Source organism: Kaistia geumhonensis, assembly GCF_030815145.1.
GTDB classification, from domain to species: Bacteria; Pseudomonadota; Alphaproteobacteria; order Rhizobiales; family Kaistiaceae; genus Kaistia; species Kaistia geumhonensis.
On sequence record NZ_JAUSWJ010000001.1, the window covers coordinates 234,190 to 252,189 of the forward strand.

Annotated in this window: 18 protein-coding genes; 10 read left to right on the forward strand and 8 right to left on the reverse strand. The window is 66.6% G+C overall.

Annotated features, from left to right (window positions below; genetic code table 11):
- Positions 1-160: 160 nt before the first annotated feature.
- Both QO015_RS01130 and QO015_RS01135 read right to left on the reverse strand, forming a co-directional pair.
- Complete coding sequence (locus QO015_RS01130) at positions 161-532, reverse strand: response regulator (protein ID WP_266282031.1); 372 nt, start codon at positions 530-532, stop codon at positions 161-163.
- Positions 525-4,238 carry a PAS domain-containing protein gene (locus QO015_RS01135; RefSeq protein WP_266282030.1) on the reverse strand — a complete coding sequence of 1,238 codons (3,714 nt, stop codon included), beginning with the start codon at positions 4,236-4,238 and terminating at the stop codon, positions 525-527. The genes QO015_RS01130 and QO015_RS01135 overlap by 8 nt, the downstream gene beginning before the upstream one ends.
- On the opposite strand from QO015_RS01135, the gene QO015_RS01140 reads away from it, so the two are divergent.
- Positions 4,143-6,422 carry a glucose/quinate/shikimate family membrane-bound PQQ-dependent dehydrogenase gene (locus QO015_RS01140; protein ID WP_307291144.1) on the forward strand — a complete coding sequence of 760 codons (2,280 nt, stop codon included), beginning with the start codon at positions 4,143-4,145 and terminating at the stop codon, positions 6,420-6,422. The two genes, QO015_RS01135 and QO015_RS01140, sit on opposite strands and share 96 nt — an antisense overlap.
- A 104-nt stretch (positions 6,423-6,526) precedes the next feature.
- Here QO015_RS01140 and QO015_RS01145 read toward each other — a convergent pair whose 3' ends face one another.
- Entirely contained in the window at positions 6,527-7,036 is a 510-nt protein-coding gene (locus tag QO015_RS01145; RefSeq protein ID WP_266282028.1) for a ferritin-like domain-containing protein, read from the reverse strand.
- A gap of 90 nt (positions 7,037-7,126) precedes the next feature.
- Here QO015_RS01145 and QO015_RS01150 point away from each other — a divergent pair, with 90 nt between their 5' ends.
- Positions 7,127-7,384, forward strand: coding sequence for a hypothetical protein (locus tag QO015_RS01150; RefSeq protein WP_266282026.1), 258 nt, complete (start codon positions 7,127-7,129; stop codon positions 7,382-7,384).
- Between the two features lie 34 nt (positions 7,385-7,418).
- On the opposite strand, the gene QO015_RS01155 is transcribed toward QO015_RS01150, so the two are convergent.
- Positions 7,419-7,628: a hypothetical protein gene (locus QO015_RS01155; protein ID WP_266282024.1), complete on the reverse strand. Its 210-nt coding sequence runs from the start codon at positions 7,626-7,628 to the stop codon at positions 7,419-7,421.
- A gap of 55 nt (positions 7,629-7,683) precedes the next feature.
- Here QO015_RS01155 and QO015_RS01160 point away from each other — a divergent pair, with 55 nt between their 5' ends.
- Positions 7,684-8,310 (forward strand): DUF4142 domain-containing protein, encoded by a 627-nt coding sequence (locus QO015_RS01160; RefSeq protein WP_266282023.1) that lies wholly within the window; start codon positions 7,684-7,686, stop codon positions 8,308-8,310.
- A gap of 63 nt (positions 8,311-8,373) precedes the next feature.
- Here the strand turns inward: QO015_RS01160 and QO015_RS01165 are convergent, their stop codons facing one another.
- Together QO015_RS01165 and QO015_RS01170 are read right to left on the reverse strand one after the other, a co-directional pair.
- On the reverse strand, positions 8,374-8,937 hold the full coding sequence (locus tag QO015_RS01165) for a sigma-70 family RNA polymerase sigma factor (protein ID WP_266282523.1): 564 nt from the start codon (positions 8,935-8,937) through the stop codon (positions 8,374-8,376).
- An 86-nt stretch (positions 8,938-9,023) separates the two neighbouring features.
- Positions 9,024-9,212, reverse strand: coding sequence for a hypothetical protein (locus QO015_RS01170; protein WP_266282022.1), 189 nt, complete (start codon positions 9,210-9,212; stop codon positions 9,024-9,026).
- Positions 9,213-9,363: 151 nt separating this feature from the next.
- Here QO015_RS01170 and QO015_RS01175 point away from each other — a divergent pair, with 151 nt between their 5' ends.
- From QO015_RS01175 to nikR, 4 genes are all read left to right on the forward strand, one after another.
- On the forward strand, positions 9,364-10,539 hold the full coding sequence (locus QO015_RS01175) for a zinc-dependent alcohol dehydrogenase (protein ID WP_266282021.1): 1,176 nt from the start codon (positions 9,364-9,366) through the stop codon (positions 10,537-10,539).
- A gap of 11 nt (positions 10,540-10,550) precedes the next feature.
- Positions 10,551-11,396 (forward strand): DUF4267 domain-containing protein, encoded by an 846-nt coding sequence (locus tag QO015_RS01180; RefSeq protein WP_266282019.1) that lies wholly within the window; start codon positions 10,551-10,553, stop codon positions 11,394-11,396.
- 68 nt (positions 11,397-11,464) lie between these two features.
- A complete protein-coding gene (locus tag QO015_RS01185; protein ID WP_266282017.1) occupies positions 11,465-11,953 on the forward strand; it encodes a YciE/YciF ferroxidase family protein in 489 nt (162 codons plus the stop codon).
- 144 nt (positions 11,954-12,097) lie between these two features.
- Positions 12,098-12,580: a nickel-responsive transcriptional regulator NikR gene (gene nikR, locus QO015_RS01190; RefSeq protein WP_266282015.1), complete on the forward strand. Its 483-nt coding sequence runs from the start codon at positions 12,098-12,100 to the stop codon at positions 12,578-12,580.
- A gap of 7 nt (positions 12,581-12,587) precedes the next feature.
- Here the strand turns inward: nikR and QO015_RS01195 are convergent, their stop codons facing one another.
- On the reverse strand, positions 12,588-13,460 hold the full coding sequence (locus QO015_RS01195) for a LysR family transcriptional regulator (protein ID WP_266282014.1): 873 nt from the start codon (positions 13,458-13,460) through the stop codon (positions 12,588-12,590).
- A gap of 94 nt (positions 13,461-13,554) precedes the next feature.
- Between QO015_RS01195 and QO015_RS01200 the strand changes: the two genes are divergently transcribed.
- Genes QO015_RS01200 through xth form a run of 3 tightly spaced genes read left to right on the forward strand, consistent with a single transcriptional unit; the run spans position 13,555 to position 15,907 of the window.
- Positions 13,555-14,487, forward strand: coding sequence for an NADP-dependent oxidoreductase (locus tag QO015_RS01200; protein WP_266282012.1), 933 nt, complete (start codon positions 13,555-13,557; stop codon positions 14,485-14,487).
- 20 nt (positions 14,488-14,507) lie between these two features.
- Complete coding sequence (locus QO015_RS01205; RefSeq protein ID WP_266282011.1) at positions 14,508-15,035, forward strand: cupin domain-containing protein; 528 nt, start codon at positions 14,508-14,510, stop codon at positions 15,033-15,035.
- A 59-nt stretch (positions 15,036-15,094) separates the two neighbouring features.
- The gene (gene xth / locus QO015_RS01210) at positions 15,095-15,907 is read left to right on the forward strand and encodes an exodeoxyribonuclease III (RefSeq protein WP_266282010.1); all 813 of its coding nucleotides are present in this window, start codon (positions 15,095-15,097) and stop codon (positions 15,905-15,907) included.
- A gap of 27 nt (positions 15,908-15,934) precedes the next feature.
- Here xth and QO015_RS01215 read toward each other — a convergent pair whose 3' ends face one another.
- Positions 15,935-17,521: a hypothetical protein gene (locus tag QO015_RS01215; RefSeq protein ID WP_266282009.1), complete on the reverse strand. Its 1,587-nt coding sequence runs from the start codon at positions 17,519-17,521 to the stop codon at positions 15,935-15,937.
- Between the last annotated feature and the right edge of the window lie 479 nt (positions 17,522-18,000).

Genomic DNA, 18,000 nt, shown 5'->3' on the forward strand with positions numbered 1-18,000 from the left:
GGGCGGGTGCAGGATCGTCGGCGGCTTCACAAGACGGCCCTGTGTCGTCTTCCTTGCTCCGATCAGCCATGTTCCTCGCCCTTTCCGCGATTTCGGTCGATCCAGCGGAAACGATGGGGCCGACGGATTGTTCCCGCCCCTATCCGCCCTTGGGGCGAAATCAGCCGGCGATGGCATCGCGAAGCGCCAGAGCGATGACCCCGTCGCCCGCCGGCTTGTCGAAGCGGCGGACGCCTTCGAAGCGGCGCGGGATGATCGACCCGTCATATCCGGTCGCGAAGAGGAAAGGCACGCCCCGTTCGCGCAACAGGTCCGCCGCCGGAAAGACCATGTCGCCCTGCAGGTTGATGTCGAGGATCGACGCGTCGATCGACGCTTCGCAGCGGATCAGATGCAACGTCTTGTCCAGAGATGCGGTCGGTCCGAGGACGGTGGCGCCCGCGTCGGTGAGTTCGCGGGCGAGATCGGTGGCGATCATGAACTCGTCCTCCGCCACGAGAATCCGCAAGCCGGACAGCGATTTCTCACGCATGGTCCTCCTCCCTCTTCAGACTGCTGGCGGACACCGGCAGAGAGATCGCGCAGCGGATCCCGTCCGGACGAAGCTCGTATCGTGTCTCCGCATCGAGCTGGTATGGCAGCGCCCGCTCGATCAGTTCGCGCCCCTGGCCGCGCCCGAGCGCCTTCAGGTCCTGCGTCATCATCGGCACGCCGCTTTCGAGCCACTCGATGTCGAGGCAAGGTCGTCCGCGCGCGTCGGTCTCGCCCATCCTCCAGCGAATCGAGAGCTTCGCGCCCGGATGCCGCAGCGCGCCGTACTTCATCGCGTTGGTGGCCAGCTCATGCAATGCCATCGCGAGGATTTGCACGGTGCTCGATCTCAGCCGGACGCCCCGCGGGCCTTCCAGCAGGACGCGGCCTGAGCCGTCGTCCATCGCCGACAGTTCGGCGGAGAGGAGGTCATCGAAGGTGACGCGGTCATGGTCGCCGAGCCGCGACAGGAGGCCTTGGATGCGGGCGAGGGCGTCCAGCCGGTCGAGAAAGCTCTCGCGGAACGTCTCGAGATTCGCGCTGCCGGCGATGGTGCGATCGACAACGGAGCGCACGATCCGAAGCAGGTTGCGGGTGCGATGCTGCAATTCGCCGACGAGTATCTGCAATCGCTCCTGCCAGTGCCGCCGCTCGGTGACGTCCCTCATCACGCCGATCATCCTCAGGGGCGTGCCGTCGGTGTCGTAGAAGAAGCGCCCCTGGGCATCGAGCCAGCGCACGGTGCCATCCGGATGCAGCGTGCGGAACTCACAGGAAAACGGGTGGCGCCCATCGCGCGCGGCGATCAGCGCCGCCTCGGCCGCGTCGAGGTCCTCCGGGTGAACCCGCGCCCGCCATGCCTCGTAGCTCGGCGCGACTTCGCCAACGCGATAGCCCTGCTGGCGATAATGTTCGTCGGACCATTCGACTTCGTCGGTCACGAGGTGCCAGTCCCACGTCGCAAGCCGCCCCGTTTCGAGCGCGAGGCGCAGCCGCTCCTCCTCGCCGCGCAGGCGCTCCTCGAAGAGCTTCTTCTCGGTGAAGTCCTGGCCGATACCGCCGATGCTTTCGACCTTCCCGTCGCGGCCGAACATCGGAAAATCCGTGTTGCGCAGCCAGCGGATGCCGCCGTCGAAGGGGCGGCGGATACGGTATTCGAACGCGACCTGCTCGCCGTTCCGGGCGCGCGCGATGAAGCCGAGCGCCATCGGGCGATCCTCGGGCACGATCAGGTCCGTCCATGTGCGGAAGTTGTCGCCTTCCAGCGCCTCGCCGACGCCGAGCCCGTAGATCTGCTCAAATGCCGGCGTCAGATACTGCCATTGCAGCGTTTCCGCATCGCGGATCCACAGCACGTCCTGCGTCGCCTCGCCGAAGCGGCGCAGAAGCTCCTCGCTCTCGCGCAGCGTCTCTTCGGCCCGCTTGGCGTCGTCGATATCGGCCACGACCATCACCGCGCCGCTCACGGCTCCGGCCGCGTCGCGCAGCGGCACGGCCGATATGCGCGTCCAGACCTCGCCACCGCTGTCGTCGCGATAGAGCATTTCGAGGCCGGGAACGACGTCTTCGCCGCGAAGCGCCCGCGCCGCCGGGAAGTTCTCCGGACGGACAGGCAATCCGTCCTCGATCGGCGGTCGCCAGCGCCATTGGCGCTCAGGACTGCGGGAGGGAATGATCGCATCGGGCAGGAAGCGCCGCATCATCGGATTGAGGCGGGACATATGGCCAGTCCGGTCCATCACCCCGACGCCGACCGGCAGCGCATCGAAGGTGCGCCGCAGCCGTTCCTCGCTGTCGCGCAATTCGCTCTCGATGCGCTTGCGCTCGGTGATGTCGATATGCGCGCCGACCACGCGCAACGCGTTGCCGTCGGCGTCGCGCTCGATATCGGCGCGGGCAAAGATCCAGCGCACCGCCCCATCGCTCTGGCGGATGATACGGTATTCGTTCTCGTAGGACCCTGCGTCGCCCGCGATTGCATCGAGAAAGCGCTGCTCGGCCGCCACCCGGTCTTCGGGATGGAGGCGGCTCAGCCATTCGGCATGCGACTCGCGGACTTTCTCGCCAGGCATGCCGTGCAGGCGGCGATATTCGGGCGAACGCTCGCCGACCAGCCCGTGCCGCACGTCGACCTTGATGCCGCCGATGCCGCCGATCCGCTGCACGCGCGCAAGCTCGGCCTCGCGCTCGCGCAGCGCCACCTCGGCGGCCTTGCGACGTGTCACGTCGAGATTGACGCCGAACCATTTGCGGATCGTGCCGTCCGCGCTTCTGATCGGCACGGCCCGGACATTGGTCCAGGACCACCCGCCGTCCGAACGGGAGAGCCTGAACTCGATATCGACATTCTCGCCGGTCACGAGGGCCTGCCGCCATCGCTCGCCTGCGTCTTCGCGGTCTTCGGGATGGACGGCGGACAGCCAGGCATCGACCGTCGGCGCGGCATTGCTGAGCCCGGTGAAGGCGTGCCAGGTCGGACTCCAGATTGGAATCCCGTCGGCGTCGGTCTCCCAGAAGGCCTGCGCGAATCCGGCCATCAACTCGCGGAAGCCGGCTTCCGCATCGGGGGTGGATGGTGCCGCCTGCCGGGCAAGGGTCGCGACGAGGCCGACGATGGCGCCATCGAGAGCCCGGGCCGGGCTGAGCGCTACGGTGTAGCGCGGCTGCGTGACACGTCCCGCCTGGAGATCGCCGAGCGCAACATCCTCGACGATGCTTGGCCGCCCTGCGAGGACGCTGTCAGCGGCGGACTCGATCACCGGCCAAGCCTTCTGCCAAACCTCGGCCAACGTCCGGCCGAGCCCGGAGGCGCCGGCGCCGAACAGCGCTTCGAAGCCGTCATTCACGATGGTCGTGCGGCCCGGTCCCCAGGCGAGCATGGCGGGGAGGGCGTTGTCGAGCACACTGCCGGCGGCGAGCTTCAGCTCGGCGGCCCAGTGCGAGGAGGCACCAAGCGGCGTGCTGGCCCAGTCGAACGCCCTGACGGCTTGTGCCATGGCTCCGTGGCCCTGAGGCCATGTCGAAGCAGTGTCCACGCAATATCCTGACGCATCGTGATGTTCCCGCGAGGCTCGGTCCGTGCGCACCGCGCCAAGAACCCCGCGAAACAGCCACTCATGACAATGCGTTGGTGAGGCCCCGTCCAGACCAACCGGCAGACCGAACCTGCCTGCCTCTCGGGAAGACGGCCGATGAGAACTCCCGATCGGCCTCGGATTTGGCATCGCGAGATCCCACGGCGATGCACGCCGGACGTTAACATGTTTCGTCCCGACGACAAGCTTCCGCTTCCTGCTGGCAGACGCGTCTTCCGGCGGAATCGCCGGCTCGGCGAAATCGGGCGGAACGATCGCTGGTGTCGATTGTTCCTCGATTTCAACCGCCGGGAGTTTCCGCATGAGTGCCGGCCGCATCGCCTCGCTCGCGCTGGTGGGGGTGATCATCGTCGTGATCGCCGGGTTTGTCCTGGCGCGTGCCACCGACAGTGACCGGCCCGGAGCTCCCGCGCCGCATGCGATCGACCGGTCGCAATAACGCTCGCGAGAGATCGGAACGCCCGACCCATGCTGCTTCTCGTCACGACCGCCATCCTCGCCCTGATCGGACTCGCGCTGCTCGCCGGCGGCGTCTTTCTTGTTACCCTCGGCGGCAGTCCCGCCTACGCGCTGCTCGGCGTGGGGTTTCTCGGCACGGCTTTCCTCGTTCACCGTCGCAGGCCTCTGGCGCTCGGGCTCTACGGTCTGATGACGCTCGCCGCTCTCGGCTGGGCGATCTGGGAGGTGGGGCTCGACTGGTGGCAACTGGCGCCACGGGGCGGCGTGATCATCGTCGTCGGCCTTTGGCTGGTGACACCCTGGGTCCGCCGCCGTCTCAATGCCGGTCCGGTTCCGGGCCGCCGCGCGCCGGCCTGGCCGATCGCGATCCCGCTTGTGGTCGCAATCCTCACCGCCGTCTATTCCATGACGATCGATCCGCATGACGTCGCCGGCACACTGCCCGAAGCGAAGGTCGCCGACGCCAATCTCGGAAACGCCATCCCGGATGGCGAATGGCACCAGTACGGGCGCACGCAATATGGCCAGCGCTTCTCGCCTCTGGACCAGATCACGCCCGCCAACGTGAACAGCCTCAAGGTCGCCTGGCAGTACCAGACGGGCGACGTCAAGCTGCCGGACGACGTCACCGAGACGACCTATCAGGTCACCCCGCTCAAGATCGGCGATACGCTCTATCTCTGCACGCCGCACAACTGGGCGATCGCAATCGATGCCGCGACCGGGCGGGAGAAGTGGAAATTCGACCCCAATGCCGGACTCAATCCGGATCGCCAGCACCAGACCTGCCGCGGCGTGACCTATTGGTCCGATCCTGATCTATCTGCCGACGCTCCCTGCGCAACGCGCGTCTACCTGCCGACCTCCGACGCGCGGCTGATCGCGCTCGATGCAAGGAACGGCGCCGTCTGCGAGAGCTTCGCCGACCGGGGCGCCCTCAATCTCGGCCAGGGCATGCGATACGACCCGGCCGGGTTCTATTACTCGACCTCGCCGCCCGTCGCCGTCGGCGACCGGATCATCGTCGGCGGTGCGGTCAACGATAATTATTCGCTGAAGGCGCAGTCGGGCGTCATCCGTGCCTTCGACATCCGGACAGGCGCGCTGTTGTGGAACTGGGATTCGGGCAATCCAGACCAGACGGCGCCGCTGCCGCCGGGCCAGACCTATACGACGAACTCGCCCAACTCCTGGTCGGTCTTCAGCGCAGATCCCGATCTCGGGCTCGTCTACATCCCTCTCGGCAACCAGGTGCCCGACCAGATCGGGATCGGCCGCAGCGAGGCGGTGGAGAGATTCTCGTCCTCGATCGTCGCGCTCGATATCGCGACGGGGCAGGTGCGCTGGGTGCGCCAGACCGTTCACCACGATCTCTGGGACATGGACGTCCCCGCCCAGCCGGTGCTGTTCGACATGCGCAAGGCGGACGGGACGGTGATCCCCGCGCTCGTCGGTCCGACGAAGCAGGGCGACATCTATGTGCTCGACCGCCGCAACGGCGAGCCGATCCTGCCGATCCACGAGGAGCCGGCGCCCGGCGGCGCCATCCCCGGCGACTTCACGGCACCGACGCAACCGGTCTCGAGCCTGACTTTCTCGCCGCCGCCGCTGACCGAGAAGAACATGTGGGGCATGACGCTGTTCGACCAGCTCGCCTGCCGGATCGCCTTCCACCAGTATCGCTACGAGGGCCGCTACACGCCGCCTTCGCTGGAGGGGACGATCGTCTATCCTGGCAATTTTGGCACCTTCAACTGGGGCAGCGTCGCGGTCGATCCCGAGCGGCAGATCATGTTCGGCATGCCGACCTATCTCGCCTTCACCTCGCAGCTGGTCCCCGCCGCCGAGATGCCGCCGAAGGGCGACGAGAAAGCGAGCGAGCAGGGGCTCAACCGCAACGAGGGCGCGGACTACGGTGTCTATATGGGGCCGTTTCTCAGCCCGCTCGGCATTCCCTGCCAGGCGCCGCCCTGGGGCTATGTCGCCGGCGTCGATCTCGTCACCGGCAAGACGGCCTGGCAGCACAAGAACGGCACCGTCACCGACATGACACCGCTGCCGCTTCCCTTCAAGCTCGGCGTTCCCGGTATCGGCGGTCCGCTGCTGACACGGGGCGGCGTCGCTTTCCTAGGCGCGGCGGTCGACGACTTCCTGCGCGCCTACGACGTCACGACAGGGCGTGTGCTGTGGGAAGCGCGGCTGCCGGCCGGCGGCCAGGCGACGCCAATGACCTACACAGAGGGTGGCAAGCAGTATGTCCTCATCGTCGCGGGCGGGCACGGGTCGGTCGGCACCAAGCCCGGCGACTATGTCATCGCCTATAAGCTTCCCGATTGACCGTCGAGCCGTGCAGGGGGCCGCGGAGCCGCCTCGGGCGAAGGAAAAGGCCGCAGCAAATGTCCCGGCGGCCTTTTCATTGTCTGCGAAGACGTGCGGCTCCGTCAGCGCTTGGCTTCGATTCCGGTCGCTTCGTCCCGCTTCAGGTAGCGCACCGTGATGTCGGGCAACATCTCGCCGACCCAGTGCGCCGCCTCGATCTCCTCGTCCAGGATCGCCTGCAGCACGGCGGCGGTCGCCGTGTCGCCGACCTCTTCGGCGGCAGCGACGAGAACGCGGTAGGACGCGATCTCCATGTGTTCGAAGGTGTAGAGCGCCATCGCACCCTTGACGATCTCGTCGGCAGCGAACATGCCGCCGATCCCCTGACTCATGGCCGTCACCTTGCCGGCGAGATCCTTGATCGTCGACGTGTCACCACCACGCGCGGTGATGCAGGATTCGAGACGGCGCGACTGCTCCCGCGTCACGGCCAGATGTTCTTCGACCTTTGCGCGGACATCGGCATAATTTTCGATCCGCTTCGCCAGCGCGTCGAGCATGGTCACGGCCTGCTCCTCCATCGCATGGGCGTCGCGCAGCCATTGCATCAGCCGGTCTTCGGCGGTGACCATTTTTCGTTCTCCAGATTTTCGGGGGTCCTGACGAAACCTTCGCCGTCGCCGCTTGTTCCGGAATGATGAACAATGGCTGGAGACCATCCGATGGACGGGTTCGAGGCGCAGGAGCGCTATGCGTCGCTCTTGAGGTCTATCGAGGCGCTGGTGACCGAGCGCAAGCGGCAAGCGGGGATCGCGACCGATCTGGAGCGCCGCGGCCACGGCAACGCCGCCATCCGCGCGCGCCAGATGCTCGCCTCGCTCGATGGATCACTCGCGGCGTTCCAGGAGCGCAAGGCCGAATACGAGGCCGGACCTGAGCGAGACCATCTCGAAGCCCCGCTCGCGCAGGACGAAGCGTGATGTGACGCAGCGTCCGTTCCGCCGTTCGTCGCGGCTATTTCGGCCGCTTCGGCAAGGACGGATCGGGCTCGGTATGGGCGTCCCAGTCCTTGGCGATGCTCTCGCCATCTCCCGTGACACGGGGCGCAGCGCTGTCGAGACCGCTATTCCTGGCATCACCCTGGTTCGGCGCGAATTGCGGCGCCGCGTCTCGCTTCGCTGCCGGTTCGTCAATCTTGTCAGTCGGCTGGCTTGGTTTCTTCATGGCCTGCTCCGCTCCCGCCCCTCACCAGAACCGTCGAGCGGGGCGGGTGTTCCTCATGGATGACGAGGAACAGGCGGCGAGCATTGGGGTTCGGTCGGTATCCAGGCGAAACGGAGATGCCGCGATGACCAGAACACCCTTAGCCGCCATGACCGGCCCCATGAGGGCCGCAGCCCTCGCGCTGACGCTGATCGTGGCGCCGGCGCCGTTGTTCGCGCAGACCGCCAATGACAGCGGCGGCGCAAGCAGATCCGATGTCCAGCCGGAATCCGAGGCTTTCGCCATGAAGGCGACGATCGCTGGGCTCTACGAAATCGAGGCGGGGCGGATCGCCAGCGAGAAGGCCAAGAATGCCGATGTTCGAGCCTTCGGCCAGCAGATGGTGACCGATCACTCCAAGGCCGATGAGGAACTGCGACAGGTCGCCGGCGTCATGAAGCTGCCGATGACGACGGATGCCGCCCATGAAGCGCTGCTGCAGCAGCTTCGGAATGCCGGCGACGATTTCGACAGGATCTATGTCCAGCAGCAGATCGAGGCGCATAAGGAAGCGGTGGAGCTCTTCACACAGTTCTCGACAACCGGGCCGAACGGTACCTTCCGCGGCTTTGCCGCCAAGACGCTGCCCGTGCTGCAGATGCATCAGGAAATGGCGGGCCGGCTGGCCGAGCAGGTCAAGTAGACATGGAAAGGGCGACCGGTCGCCCGGTTGCCCGTTTCAGCCGAGCCTATCTATGCCGGCGGACTAGCGGGGGGATATCCGCCCGGAAGACGACGCCTCGCTCGCGAGCCAGTCCGACGATTCGACGAGTGCGCCGGCCGACCGTTCGCCAAGCATCTCCAGAACGGCGCCGCGGGCGCGGTTGAGGCGGCTTTTCACCGTGCCGATGGCGCAGCCACAGACCTCCGCGGCCTCTTCATAGGAGACACCGTGCATGCCGATCAGGACCAGAACTTCGCGATGCGACGGTGAAAGCCGTTCGATGGCGGCTTCGACCTCCCGCCCTCGCAGCGTCCACTCCTGCGTCGCCAGCACGATCGGCTGCCCGGAGACGCAATCCGCGTCGCCCGGCGCCTCGCGCTTCGACATGCGGATTCGCGTGTAGAAGGTGTTGCGCATGATCGTGAAAAGCCACGACTTGAGGCGCGTGCCTTCCTCATATTTGTGGATGTTGGCGATCGCCTTGACCAGGGTTTCCTGCACCAGGTCGTCGGCGTCGTTCGGATTGCGGCAGAACGAGCGCGCGAAGGCGCGCAACGCCGGAATCAGCGCGACGACCGAGTCGACCTCGCCATTCTGACCGTCCATCAGGTTGAGGTTCACGTGGATCACTCCCGCCGACTGCCCCGCAGTGGGAATGCGCCGCCGACGTGAGAGTTCCGTAGCAGAGGGGCTTAGTTCGGCCGACGCCGCTGGCGGCGGATCGAAAGCTCGTTCTGAAGCATCTCCGCGAGCTTCAGGAGACGCTCGGGCACTCGCTCGCCCTCGATCGCTTCGAGCAGGGTGCCGAGCCGATCATCGACGGCGGCCTCTTCATGCCGATCCGTCCTCGCCTCGTCCTCGTCGGGAGACATCGTCGCCATCCGCCGTTCCGCTCCCGCTGCCGATGTCATCTCTCTGGACGAGGCCCGGCGAGAAGGCAAGCGAGACAGGTTTGCGGAAACGGGACGGGAACAAGCCCCGGCGAAGTCGGTTCGGCAGCGGACAGATCCAATGCGGATTCGGAGAACGCCCGTGAGAGCCCTCGTCTGGCATGGCAAGGAAGACATACGCTGCGACACCGTCAGCGATCCCGAGATCGAGGCGCCGCGCGACGCGATCATCAAGGTGTCGAGTTGCGCCATCTGCGGTTCCGACCTGCATCTCTTTCACAATCTCATTCCCGCGATGCTGCCCGGCGACATCATGGGGCACGAGTCGATGGGCGAGGTGGTCGAGGTCGGCTCGGGCGTCGGTGACAGCCTCAAGGTCGGCGATCGCATCGTCGTCCCCTTCACGATCACCTGCGGCGCGTGCGAACAGTGCCGCCGCGGCAACTTTTCTGTCTGCGAGCGCACCAATCGCCGCAAGGATCTCGCCGAAAAGGCTTTCGGCCACACCACAGCCGGTCTCTTCGGCTACACGCATCTCACCGGCGGCTATCCGGGCGGGCAGGCGGAGTATCTCCGCGTTCCCTTCGCCGATACCACGCATGTGAAGGTGCCCGACGGGCTTGCCGACGAGCAGGTGCTGTTCCTCAGCGACATCCTGCCGACCGGCTGGCAGGCGGCCGCGCAATGCGACATCGAGCCCGAGGACACGGTGGCCGTCTGGGGCTGCGGGCCCGTCGGCCAGATGGCGATCCGCGCCGCGATCCTGCTCGGCGCGCGACAGGTGATCGCGATCGACTATCTCCCTGAGCGGCTCGGGATGGCCGAGGCCGCTGGCGCGATCGCCATCAACCGAGGCGAGGAGAGCGTCGTCGAGCGGCTCAACGAGCTGACCGGCGGGAAAGGTCCCGAAAAGTGCATTGATGCCGTCGGCACCGAGAGCCATGTCGACCTTTCGTTGCCCGATACGATCATGGACCGGGGCATGCAGCTGCTGATGCCGGGAAGCGATCGGGCGCATGTGCTGCGCGAGATCATCTATTGCTGCCGCCCGGCCGGCATCGTCTCGGTTCCAGGCGTTTATGCCGGCCTCGCCGACAAGATTCCGCTCGGCGCGGCGATGAACAAGGGTCTCACCTTCCGCATGGGCCAGACGCATGTGCGGCGCTGGACCGACGACCTCATGCGCCGCATCGCCGAAGGCGAGATCGATCCTTCCTTCGTCATCACCCACACCGTCGGTCTCGAGGACGGACCCGAGATGTACCGCGTGTTCCGCGACAAGCAGGACAGCTGCATCAAGGTCGTTCTGAAGCCCTGAGAGAGGTCATCATGCGCAGTCTAGCCAATCTCACGCGCCCGGAAGGCGATCCCAAGATTCTCGCGAGCGGGCCTTCGGCGGTGCCGGCTGCCGATCGCCTCGCCAAGGGGCTCGGCTGGTTCAGCATAGGCCTCGGGCTGACACAGCTTTTCGTCCCGCACGTCCTCACCCGCACGCTCGGGCTGAAGGGCAGGGAAGGGCTCATGCGCGTGTTCGGCGCGCGCGAGATCGCGTCGGGTGTGCTCACGCTCTCGACCGAAAGGCAGACCGGCATGACCAGTCGCGTCGTCGGCGACATGCTCGATCTGGCGGTGCTCGGCGTTGCGCTCGGTTCGGACAACCGCAAGCGCAGCAATGTCGGCGCCGCGCTCGCCATGACCGCCGGGCTCACGCTGATCGATCTCGCGGTGCGCAAGGCGCTCGCCGACACGCATGGCCGCCGCGGCCGTCCGCGCGACTATGCCGACCGCAGCGGCTTCCCCTCGAAGCCCCATGGCTCCGACGACCACAAGGCCCGGGATGGCAAATCCGAAGGGACCAAGTCGGAGAACGACAATCTGAAGAGCCCTGGGTCGGATGGGACCAAGTCGGAGGGTCTGAAGTCTGAGGGAGCGAAGTCGGAGCACATCAAGTCGGAGCAACCCAAGTCGGCCGGATCGATATCCGGCGTCGGCTCGGGCGGCGTGAAGCCGTCCTCGGGTCAACCCGGGACATCGCAGGGTCACACCTCGCCGACGTCGGCTCCGGCTTCGCCGTCGGATCAGGGGGCCTCGAAGCCGAGTGGAGCCACGACGGATTCGGGTCCGAGCGGTGGCCCCGTGTCGTTTCAGGAGCCTCCCGCCTCGAACTCGCAATGAGGCGTCCGAGCGGGAACGAATACCTTCCCAATTACTTGAATGCGTACCCCACAAGACGGAGATGTGACATGGTTCAGCAGAATCTCGAGACGCTGTTTGTCGAGACGCTCAAGGATATCTTCTACGCGGAGAAGCAGATCCTGAAGGCGCTTCCGAAGATGGCGCGCAGCGCCGAGTCGCCGGAACTGAAACAGGCGTTCCTAAACCACCGCGAAGAGACCGAAGGTCAGGTCGAGCGGCTGCAGCAGATCTTTGAGATGCTGGAGAAGCCGGCGCGCGGCAAGACCTGCGACGCCATTCTCGGCATCATCGAGGAGGGCAAGGAGGTGATGGAGGAGTTCGCGGGCTCCGAGGCGCTCGACGCCGGCCTCACCGCGGCCGCGCAGGCTGTCGAGCACTACGAGATCGCGCGCTATGGCACGCTGAAGACCTGGGCGACGCAGCTCGGCATGAAGGACGCGGCGACGCTCCTCGACCAGACGCTCCAGGAGGAGAAGAAGGCCGACGAACTGCTGAGCCGCCTCGCCGGGCAGACCGTCAACAAGAAGGCCGCGTGACGCTCCAGCGTCCTCGCAACTCCGAAACCCGGTGCCTCCCTGGCGCCGGGTTTTTCTTGTTGGTCCCGTCCGCATCCGCCGGCGCCTGCGCAATTGCCGCGCCGCCGGGGCTGGCCTAACCTTCCGCACAAACGGGAGGAGCCGATGCAACGCACGACCATCGCCATCGACGACGACCTCGCTGCCGCGCTCGACGCCTATGTCGGGAGCACCGGGGCCGCGAGCCGGTCGGAAGCGATCCGCGATCTCGTGCGGCGCGGTCTCGCGGCGAGGCCCGAGGCGCCGGCGCATGCCGCCTGCTTCGCGGTCGTCAGCTGCACCGTCGACCAATCCGTGCGCGGCCTCGCGCTGCGCGTGCCGCAGGGGCGGCTCGACCGTCACGACCAGACGATCGCCGCGCTATCGGTTCCGCTCGGCCACACGACCTCGGTCGAAGTCACGATCATGCGCGGAGAGGTCGGCGCCGTCTCGGCCTATGCCGAGGCCCTGTTCTCCGAACGTGGAATCATGCACGGCTCGACCAGCCTGATCCCGATCGTCGAGGAGGTGTCGTCGCACAGCCATGGCGACGATCACGCCCATCATCATCACCATCTCAAGGTTCTGAGCGGCTTCCAGCCGGCGTAGCCCGCGCTCAGACTTCGAACCGGCCATCGCGGAACTGGTCGGCCAGGAACGACACGAAGCGCGTCACTTTCGGACTCGAGAGGCGCTGCGAGGCGTGCAGGATCCAGACCTCGACCGGACGATTGAGGACGCTGCCCCATGAGACGAGGCGGCCTGCCGCGATGTCACGCGCCGTCAGCGAGATGGGCAGCACCGCCGCGCCGCCGCCAGCCTTTGCGGCCTCGTAGACCATGAGCATCGACGACAGACGGAGGACCGGCCGGGGCATGAAGCTCGCCTCGCCCCCATCCGTCATCACGAGCCATGGGCGGATTTCACCGGCGCGGCTCATGAGGACGGCGGGAACCGCGCTGCCGGAGGCCGGCCTTGCGATCTCCGGGACGGCCGCGAGAACCAGTTCGTCCGTGACGAGCCGTCGCCCGACCATGCTCTCGTTCGGCTTCGGATTGGTGCGGATGACGAGATCGTAGCCTTCCTCGACAGGATCGACGAAACGATCCTCCGCGGTAATCTCGATCTCGAGGCGCGGGTGCAGCCGCGAAAACGCCGCCGCTGCGCGGCTGAGCGCGACTTGAGAGAAGAGGACGGGAGCGCTGATCCGCAGCAGGCCGGCGAGTTCGCCGCCGCCGTTGCGGATGTCATCGCCGGCCTGCGCGAGATCGGCGAGCGGCCCTCGTGCTCGCGCGAACAGGGCCGCGCCGGCCTCGGTCAGGCGCAGCGACTGCGGTCCGCGCTCGATCAGCCGAACCTGAAGCGCATTCTCCAGCTCTGCCAGCTTCCGTGACAGGGTGGCCTTGGATCGGCCGCTGCCGCGCGCCGCTCGCCCGAGGCCGCCATGCGTGGCGACGAGAACGAAATCGGCGAGAGCGTCGAAGTCCATCTGTTCCAAAAGTGGTCCACCCGGTCCCGAATTCGGCATCTGAATGCCAGGATTGAAACACACTAGGTTGGGCGTGTCGAAAGGAGAAAACGACATGAGCAATCGCAGCATCGTCCTCACCCGGTTCGGCGGCACCGAAGCTCTCGAATTCGCTCCCGCCCCGATTCCGACGCCCGCGCCCGGCGTCGCCGTCGTCCGCGTTCGCGCCGCCGGCATCAACGGCATCGACTGGAAGATCCGCGAGGGCTTCCTCAAGGACACCAAGCCGGTGGCCTTTCCCCAGCTTGTCGGGATGGAGCTTGCCGGCGAAATCGTCGCTGTCGCAGGGGAAAGCCGCTTCTCCATAGGAGATCGCGTGTTCGGCCTCGCCGCTCCCGGGTCGGGGGCCTATGCCGATTTCGTCGCCGTTCCGGAAGATCGGCTCGCGTCGACCCCCGCCGGGCTTTCTGACATCGTCGCCGCGGCGCTTCCGGTCGCCGGGCTGACGGCGTGGCAGATGCTGCATGCGGCCGGCGTGCCCAGGTCCGGACAGACGGTGCTGGTGCACGGCGCCTCTGGCGGGGTCGGCACGCTGCTGGTGCAGATGGCGAAGTCGCTCGGGCTCACGGTGGTGGCGACAGGATCGACCGCCAGCCTTCCGCATCTGCGCGCCCTGGGCGTCGACAGGCTGATCGACCGGACGGCCGAGCGGTTCGAGAGCGTCGTCGGGTCGGTCGATCTCGTGATCGACCTCGCCGGCGGCGATGCGCCGGATCGCTCCTGGGAGCTGCTTCGTGACGGTGGCGCCGTCGTCAGTGCCGTCCGTCCCGACATCGCCGCGCCGCGCGGCGACGGCCGCCGCGGGCTCTGGTTCATGATGCAGCCCGACAGCGATCGGCTCGCCGCCATCGGCGCCGCGGCCGCCTCCGGTGCTCTGAAGGTGACGATCTCCGAGACTGTCCCGCTCGAAGACATCCCGAGCGCGGTGGAGCGCAACCGCACCGGCCATGGCCCCGGCAAGGCCGTCGCCGATCTCACCCTCGCCTGAAACCGAAAGGACGTCCGATCATGACCGATACGTTTCCGCCGCTTCCCGCCGACGATCTCTCGCGCAGCGCGACCATCGTCGCCGCCGACGATCCCGGCCTCGCCCATCTCGGCATAGGCGCGGGCACCTACACGATCCTCATTTCGGGCGAGCAGACGGACGGCCGCTACACGCTGATCGACATGCTGGTGCCTGCCGGCGGTCCGCCGCCGCACCGGCATGACTTTGAGGAGATGTTTCACATCCTTGAAGGCGAACTCGAGGTGACCTTCCGCGGCGAGGTCCACCGTGTGGCAGCCGGACAGACCATCAGCATTCCGGCCAACGCCCCACACGGCTTCCGCGTCGTCTCGCCGACGCCGGCCCGCTTCCTCTGCCTGTGCCTGCCGGCCGGGCAGGAGGAGTTCTTCAAGCTGGTCGGCGAGCCGCTCCCGACGCGGACCACGCCGCCGACACCGCCGACGCCGGATGTCCTCGCCGAGCGCCGCACCATTCTGATGGCCAATGCGCTGCGGTTCAGGAGCGAGTTCCTGCCACCGTTGAACTAGGCAGATCGGCAGCGAACGCCGCGTCGGGATCGCTCCCGCCGCAGCCGCGTTTTCGTGCGATGAAGATCGCAACCTTCAACGTCAACGGGATCAACGGAAGGCTGCCGGTTCTGCTGCGCTGGCTGGCAGAGGCCGCGCCCGACATCGTCTGCCTGCAGGAGCTGAAGGCGCCGGACGAGCGCTTTCCCGGCCGCGCGCTCGAAGTCGCCGGCTATGGCGCGGTTTGGCAGGGACAGCGGGCGTGGAACGGCGTCGCTATTCTGGCGAAGGGCAGGGTACCCATCGAGACACGGCGTGGTCTGCCCGGCGACGACGAGGACAAACAGAGTCGATACATCGAGGCGGCCGTGAACGGCGTCCTGGTCGGCTGCCTCTATCTGCCGAACGGCAATCCGGCACCCGGACCGAAATTCGACTACAAGACGCGGTGGTTCGACAGGTTGAGATCGCATGCGGCCGGGCTGCTCGCGAGCGGTGCTCCGGTCGTGCTGGCCGGCGATTTCAATGTCATGCCGACCGACCTCGACGTCTACAAGCCGGAGCGATGGACCGATGACGCGCTGTTTCGGCCCGAGATGCGCGCCGCGTTTCACGATCTCGTCGCCGATGGCTGGACCGATGCGCTGCGGCACCTCCATCCCGGCGAGACGATCTACACCTTCTGGGATTATCTCCGGAACGCATACGGGCGCGACGCGGGACTACGGATTGACCATCTCCTTCTCAGTCCCGATCTCGTGCCCCGACTCGCGACGGCCGGCGTCGACCGGGCTGTGCGCGGCTGGGAAAAGGCGAGCGACCATGCGCCGGCCTGGATCACGCTGGAGCCTGCGAAAACCGCAACGCGGCGCCCTCGCGGGCGGCGCAGCTAGGCCAACCGGCGATTCGCCTCTGCGGCATCAGCTACCCGAATAGGTGCGCAGCAGCTGTCCCTTCGCGTCATAGACGGCGATCCACTGCACACGGGGCAGGTCGGTGAAGACATTCTCCGTCTTGATCAGGACGGCGCCGCAGTCCCGCTGGCGGCTTGCGACCGAGATCAGGGTCTTTTCGTCCGTCTTTTCATGGATGTCGCGATCGAGGAGGAGATTGAGATAGCCGCGCACCGGCCCCAATGATCCATGAACGGCACATTCCGCCAATGGATCCTGCTTGAATTGCCTGACGATCGTCTCGTTGTCCCGTACCGCATCGCCCCACGGCCGGTAGAACAGCAGATCCCAGGACCAGATCTGAAGATTGCTCGCGATGACGAGCCCAGCCAGGCCTGTCACGACGAGCACATTGCGCGCCAGCCGCTCCGCAGTCAGCACCAGCATCGAGATGAGCAGCAGAGGCACGGCGCCCTTCAGTCGATCGAACGAAAACTCGGATGCGTGCTGCATCATCACGACATTCTCGAGGAGGGGAAACGCCGTGACAAAGAGCAGGAGCCAGACCGGCCGATTGTCGAAGAACCATCTGCGCTTGATGGCGAAGTGCAGGGCGAGCAGCGCCAGAGGCACGAGCGCGCCGAATGAAATGAAGTAGCCGAGCGGCAGACGCATCGCTGCGGAAAGGCGGAAGGTGCGAGCAGAGGCCCGGCTCGCGAAGGCCTCCATCAGCGGGCCGAGGCCGACCGCGAGAACATAGTGGAGGATGATCCCGAGCCCCGCCGCCACAGTTGCCGCCAGCACGACGGATAGAGCGACGATGATCTGCCCGCGCGACGGGGCCGCGGGCTGGCCCGTCCTCAAGCTCGTGTAGAGCATGGAGGCGAGGGCAAGGAACACGCCGGAGCCGAATATGAAGCCTGTCCACTCGAGCGACGGGTAGATCAGGCAGGCCAGGCCGAGGCCGACAATGTTGCGCACAATCCGCCGGCCCTGAAAGATCCCGAACGCGCACCAGGACCCCAGGATCAGCGGCAACTGGGCCAGGGAGTGCGGCCAGTAGACCCCGCCATGACTTCCAAGAGATTCGCGAAGAAACAGGTAGAGGACGCCGGCAAGGCCGAAGACGATCCAGCCGGTGACGGCGCTCTCCTCGCTGTCGTCGAGGATCGACAGCACCGCGGCGCGGGCGAGGCCCGCCATGGCGAACGCTGCGATCAGCCCGACCACGAAATTGAAATAGACCAACTCGCTGAAACTGATCGATCCGGCCCGCCATCCCAGAGCGAGTTCCGGCAGGAGGAAGCCCAGCGGAGGAAAGGACGTGTAGACATAGCTTCCGCCGGGTGTCGCAACCGTCAGGCCCCATTTGACCTCCCGTTGCGGCGACGGCCTCTCCGTGATCGTCGGAAGAAAGAGGTGGCTCGATGGAGGTGAATTGTCGAGGGCGCGCGCCGTCCAAAGCGCGTGGTAGGTCGCCTCGAGCCCCTGAGCGCCGGTGTCCTCCTGCGCTTGCTGGGCGCGCATCGTGACCGAGAGCAGGAAAGCGACGCAGATCAGACCAAGAGCCATTGCGGCGGACTTCGCCGATCTCGCACGACGCATCGCAGGCATCTCCCCGGCCGGCCCCGACGGCCACCTGCCGCCCGCCACGGATTCGCATAAGTAGTATCATGCCATTGATGCACGTTTAGCGATAGGACTCGTTGTCGTGACGCTCAAGCGCGCCGGCGCTCGCGTTCCGCGGGGCAAGGCGGCGTCCCGGCCGCGCCAACCGGTTGCGCAACGAAATCGGCGCTTTCGAGCCAGCGGCGGCACGCCCCCGGCGCTTCTATCGTGCTGTGATTTGGAAAGACCCTTCGATCGCCGGGCGAGCAAGGTGTTGCCAACCATCGGTGGGCGACAGCGGCGACCGACATGACGGATATGGGATTGGAGCCCGGACCAGGGCCGAATGGCGATAAGGCCGGGTCGTCGCGCCGGGGGCGGCGGCTCGGCCCGGCGGCGCTTTTCGTTGTCATCGGTCTAGTGGCGCTCACCGCTGTGGTGGTGGTCCGGCCGAGGTCGGCCCCGGCTGTCGCCGAGCCGCCGGC

Excerpts from the sequence above, each read along its gene's own strand:
- QO015_RS01130 (WP_266282031.1), bottom strand. The coding sequence starts at position 532 with ATGCGTGAGAAATCGCTGTCCGGCTTGCGGATTCTCGTGGCGGAGGAC.
- QO015_RS01145 (WP_266282028.1), bottom strand. The coding sequence starts at position 7,036 with ATGGTCACCGCCGAAGACCGGCTGATGCAATGGCTGCGCGACGCCCAT.
- QO015_RS01150 (WP_266282026.1), top strand. The coding sequence starts at position 7,127 with ATGGACGGGTTCGAGGCGCAGGAGCGCTATGCGTCGCTCTTGAGGTCT.
- QO015_RS01155 (WP_266282024.1), bottom strand. The coding sequence starts at position 7,628 with ATGAAGAAACCAAGCCAGCCGACTGACAAGATTGACGAACCGGCAGCG.
- QO015_RS01160 (WP_266282023.1), top strand. The coding sequence starts at position 7,684 with ATGGATGACGAGGAACAGGCGGCGAGCATTGGGGTTCGGTCGGTATCC.
- QO015_RS01165 (WP_266282523.1), bottom strand. The coding sequence starts at position 8,937 with ATGGACGGTCAGAATGGCGAGGTCGACTCGGTCGTCGCGCTGATTCCG.
- QO015_RS01170 (WP_266282022.1), bottom strand. The coding sequence starts at position 9,212 with ATGGCGACGATGTCTCCCGACGAGGACGAGGCGAGGACGGATCGGCAT.
- QO015_RS01180 (WP_266282019.1), top strand. The coding sequence starts at position 10,551 with ATGCGCAGTCTAGCCAATCTCACGCGCCCGGAAGGCGATCCCAAGATT.
- QO015_RS01185 (WP_266282017.1), top strand. The coding sequence starts at position 11,465 with ATGGTTCAGCAGAATCTCGAGACGCTGTTTGTCGAGACGCTCAAGGAT.
- nikR (WP_266282015.1), top strand. The coding sequence starts at position 12,098 with ATGCAACGCACGACCATCGCCATCGACGACGACCTCGCTGCCGCGCTC.
- QO015_RS01195 (WP_266282014.1), bottom strand. The coding sequence starts at position 13,460 with ATGGACTTCGACGCTCTCGCCGATTTCGTTCTCGTCGCCACGCATGGC.
- QO015_RS01200 (WP_266282012.1), top strand. The coding sequence starts at position 13,555 with ATGAGCAATCGCAGCATCGTCCTCACCCGGTTCGGCGGCACCGAAGCT.
- QO015_RS01205 (WP_266282011.1), top strand. The coding sequence starts at position 14,508 with ATGACCGATACGTTTCCGCCGCTTCCCGCCGACGATCTCTCGCGCAGC.
- xth (WP_266282010.1), top strand. The coding sequence starts at position 15,095 with ATGAAGATCGCAACCTTCAACGTCAACGGGATCAACGGAAGGCTGCCG.
- QO015_RS01215 (WP_266282009.1), bottom strand. The coding sequence starts at position 17,521 with ATGCCTGCGATGCGTCGTGCGAGATCGGCGAAGTCCGCCGCAATGGCT.